Below are 3,051 nucleotides of genomic sequence, written 5' to 3'. Positions count from 1 at the left end.
GTTTGCTACTGAGTAGCGGGGACAGGATTTGAACCTGCGACCTCTGGGTTATGAGCCCAGCGAGCTACCGAGCTGCTCCACCCCGCGTCGGTGAATATGACCTTACGGCATGGCGGGCCGATCCCCTAATCGGTTCTCCCGGCACGGCTCAGCAGCCGCAGTCCTCGGCGTCGACCGGGGCCGTCAGCGGGTCCGCGTCCTTCTTCTCGGGGCCCTCCCACGTCTCGTACGGGAAGCCCTCGCGGACCCAGTACTCGAAGCCGCCGAGCATCTCCTTCACCTGGTAGCCCAGCTGTGCCAGGGCGAGCGCGGCGCGCGTCGCGCCGTTGCAACCGGGACCCCAGCAGTACGTGACCACCGGCACGGACCGGTCGAGCAGCTGCTCGGCCTGCTCGGCGATGAGCGCGGTCGGCAGGTGGATCGCGCCGGGCACGTGCCCCTGGTCCCAGGACGCGGTGGAGCGGGAGTCGACGACCACGAAGCCGGCGTCGCCGTCGGCGGCGAGGGCGCTCGCGACATCGGAGACGTCGGCGTGGAAGGCGAGGCTGGCGGAGAAGTAGGCGGCCGCGGCCTCGGGAGAGGCGGGCGGGGTACGAAGTACGGCGTTGACCTGCGCGGTTGTCGTCATGCGTGAAAATCTACGGTCGAAGATCACGGCACTGAAGTGGCAATCCCCGGCGCTGAGACCGATCGGCCGGGGAAATCCGGGCGTTCGGCGGGGGACGACAGGGGATCTCACGCAGCGGACGGACGCGGGGTTCACCTGTCACGTTTCACGGCCGCCGTCCGTCATCTCGACGACGGGCATCGACGAGGGAGACACCGATGGACGAGAAGGACCTCCTGGCCGAGCGCTTCCAGGCCGACCGCACCCATCTGAAGGCGGTCGCGTACCGGATGCTGGGGTCGCTGAGCGAGGCCGAGGACGCCGTCCAGGAAGCGTGGATCAAGCTCGGCCGCTCCGACGTCAGCGAGGTGCGGAACCTCAGCGGCTGGCTGACGACGGTCGTCGGACGGGTCTGCCTCGACATGCTGCGCTCGCGGTCCTCCCGCCGGGAGGACCCGCTGGAGTACTACGTCCCCGATCCGCTGGTCCGCGGCGCGGAGGGCACCGCCCGTGACCCCGAGGAGGAGGCGCTGCTCACCGACTCGGTGGGGCTCGCACTGCTCGTGGTCCTGGAGACGCTGGGTCCGGCCGAGCGGCTCGCCTTCGTCCTGCACGACATGTTCGCGGTCTCCTTCGACGAGATCGCCCCGATCGTGGACCGCACGCCCGCGGCGACGCGCCAGCTCGCCAGCCGGGCCCGTCGGCGCGTCCAGAGCGCAGCGCCGGCCCCGGCGCCCGACCTCACCCGGCAGCGCGAGGTCGTCGACGCCTTCATGGCGGCCTCCCAGGGCGGCGACTTCGAGGGTCTGCTCGCGGTCCTCGACCCGGACGTGGTCCTGCGGGCGGACGGCGGAAAGGTCCTCGCGGCGGCCTCACGGCTCATCCGCGGCGCCGAGGCGGTCGTCGAGCAGGCGCTCACCTTCGCCCGCTTCCGCCGCGCGTACCGCGATGTGCTGGTCAACGGCGCCCCGGGCATCGTCTCCTACGTGGACGGCCGGGCGGCCGGGCTCATGTCCTTCACGATCGTCGACGAGCGCATCGTGGGGATCCAGATCATCTTCGACCCGGAGCGCCTGGTGGCGCTGGGAGTGCCGGCGCTGGAGGGCTGAGCGCCGGCGGGCGCGAGAGTGTGACCCACCACACACCGCGCATCGATGAGTTCACCCCGCGAGGTCGGTCATACACGCGACTACTCCGAGACGAGGAAGGCGCGTCATGACCCACACGCTCAGCACCCCGCACCAGTCCGTGGTCGTTCCGCGTCCCGCGACGAGGGCCCTGCTCGTCGCCGGCATGGCGGCGGGCCCGCTCTTCCTCGGCGTGGGGGTCGCCCAGGGGCTCTCGCGTGAGGGCTTCGGCTTCGGCCGGAACGCGATCAGCCAGCTCGCGCTCGGCGACCTGGGGTGGATCCAGACCGTGAACTTCCTGCTCGTCGGCGCCCTGGTGATCGCAGGAGCGATCGGGTTGCGCCTGGCGCTGCGAAGAGAGCGGGGCGGGAGCTGGGGCCCGGTCCTGGTGGGCGTGTTCGGCGCCTCGTTCCTGGCCGCGGCGGTCTTCCCGGCCGACGCCGGGGCGGGCTTCCCGGTCGGTGCCCCCGATGCGGTTCCCGCGATGAGCGGGCACGGCACGGCCCACATGGCCGGCGGGATGATCGGCTACCTCGCGCTGTGCGCCGCGTTCCTCGTCCTGGCCCGCCCGCTCGCCGCCCGCGGCCGGCGCGGCTGGGCCCTGGCCTCGCGCCTCGCACCCGTCGCCGTCCTCGCCGGCTTCGCGGGCTCCGCCGCCTCCGTCCTGGCCTTCACCACCGGAGCGGGCCTCGGCCTCCTGTGGCTGACCGCGGTGACGGCCCGTCTGACCCCGGGCACGCGAACCGACTAGCCGGACCGCGGGGCTCCGGCCATCATCGAAACGACCAAGATCATCAACTGCCGAGACGGGACATCGACATGACCGACGCCGTGAAGGGCCCTGCCGCCTACTTCCCCTCGATCGAGAAGAAGTACGGCCGCCCGATCTCCGAGTGGAAGACCCTCATCCGCTCCTCTCCACTGACCAAGCACATGGAACTCGTCTCCTGGCTCAAGTCCGAACACGGCCTGGGCCACGGCCACGCCAACGCCCTGGTCGCCCACACCCTCGCCGAGGACAGCGGCAAGTAGCCGCGCACGGAAACGCGAAAGCGCCCCGCCCGGCCGGAGCCGGGTGGGGCGCTTTCGTGGATGTAGGCCGTGTGGGACTCGAACCCACAACCAACGGATTAAAAGTCCGCTGCTCTGCCAATTGAGCTAACGGCCCTCGGCACATCACCCCCGAGCATAGCCGCATAGATCCCCGGAACCGATCGGGTATCCGACACGGCGGCCCCGGCGGCACATTCGAGTCCGTTCAAGCGAGAAGGGCCCGTACGACACCCAGGTGTCGTACGGGCCCAGAGCTTAAGGTCA

The 3,051-nt window shown here is 70.8% G+C and carries 4 protein-coding genes and 2 tRNA genes; 3 read left to right on the top strand and 3 right to left on the bottom strand.

Translation table 11 applies throughout. The features are described from left to right. Nucleotides 1-13: 13 nt before the first annotated feature. Together ACFQ7Q_RS37980 and ACFQ7Q_RS37975 are read right to left on the bottom strand one after the other, a co-directional pair. Nucleotides 14-87: transfer RNA gene (locus tag ACFQ7Q_RS37980), tRNA-Met, on the bottom strand. A 61-nt stretch (nucleotides 88-148) separates the two neighbouring features. Next, nucleotides 149-628: a rhodanese-like domain-containing protein gene (locus tag ACFQ7Q_RS37975; RefSeq protein WP_383563792.1), complete on the bottom strand. Its 480-nt coding sequence runs from the start codon at nucleotides 626-628 to the stop codon at nucleotides 149-151. A gap of 197 nt (nucleotides 629-825) precedes the next feature. On the opposite strand from ACFQ7Q_RS37975, the gene sigJ reads away from it, so the two are divergent. The 3 genes from sigJ to ACFQ7Q_RS37960 all read left to right on the top strand — a co-directional run bounded on the left by sigJ (nucleotide 826) and on the right by ACFQ7Q_RS37960 (nucleotide 2,766). After that, on the top strand, nucleotides 826-1,716 hold the full coding sequence (gene sigJ, locus ACFQ7Q_RS37970) for an RNA polymerase sigma factor SigJ (protein WP_383563789.1): 891 nt from the start codon (nucleotides 826-828) through the stop codon (nucleotides 1,714-1,716). Between the two features lie 106 nt (nucleotides 1,717-1,822). After that, nucleotides 1,823-2,485: a DUF998 domain-containing protein gene (locus ACFQ7Q_RS37965; RefSeq protein ID WP_383563786.1), complete on the top strand. Its 663-nt coding sequence runs from the start codon at nucleotides 1,823-1,825 to the stop codon at nucleotides 2,483-2,485. A 68-nt stretch (nucleotides 2,486-2,553) separates the two neighbouring features. Next, entirely contained in the window at nucleotides 2,554-2,766 is a 213-nt protein-coding gene (locus ACFQ7Q_RS37960) for a DUF4287 domain-containing protein (RefSeq protein ID WP_383563784.1), read from the top strand. 63 nt (nucleotides 2,767-2,829) lie between these two features. On the opposite strand, the gene ACFQ7Q_RS37955 is transcribed toward ACFQ7Q_RS37960, so the two are convergent. After that, nucleotides 2,830-2,902: transfer RNA gene (locus ACFQ7Q_RS37955), tRNA-Lys, on the bottom strand. Nucleotides 2,903-3,051 lie beyond the last annotated feature (149 nt).

It is taken from the genome of Streptomyces sp. NPDC056527 (assembly GCF_042794475.1).
Taxonomy (GTDB): domain Bacteria; phylum Actinomycetota; class Actinomycetes; order Streptomycetales; family Streptomycetaceae; genus Streptomyces.
This window is presented reverse-complemented; position numbering and strand designations above follow the sequence as displayed.

Bases quoted from the DNA above. Each gene is read 5' to 3' on its own strand.
- ACFQ7Q_RS37975 (WP_383563792.1), bottom strand. From the start codon at position 628: ATGACGACAACCGCGCAGGTCAACGCCGTACTTCGTACCCCGCCCGCC.
- sigJ (WP_383563789.1), top strand. From the start codon at position 826: ATGGACGAGAAGGACCTCCTGGCCGAGCGCTTCCAGGCCGACCGCACC.
- ACFQ7Q_RS37965 (WP_383563786.1), top strand. From the start codon at position 1,823: ATGACCCACACGCTCAGCACCCCGCACCAGTCCGTGGTCGTTCCGCGT.
- ACFQ7Q_RS37960 (WP_383563784.1), top strand. From the start codon at position 2,554: ATGACCGACGCCGTGAAGGGCCCTGCCGCCTACTTCCCCTCGATCGAG.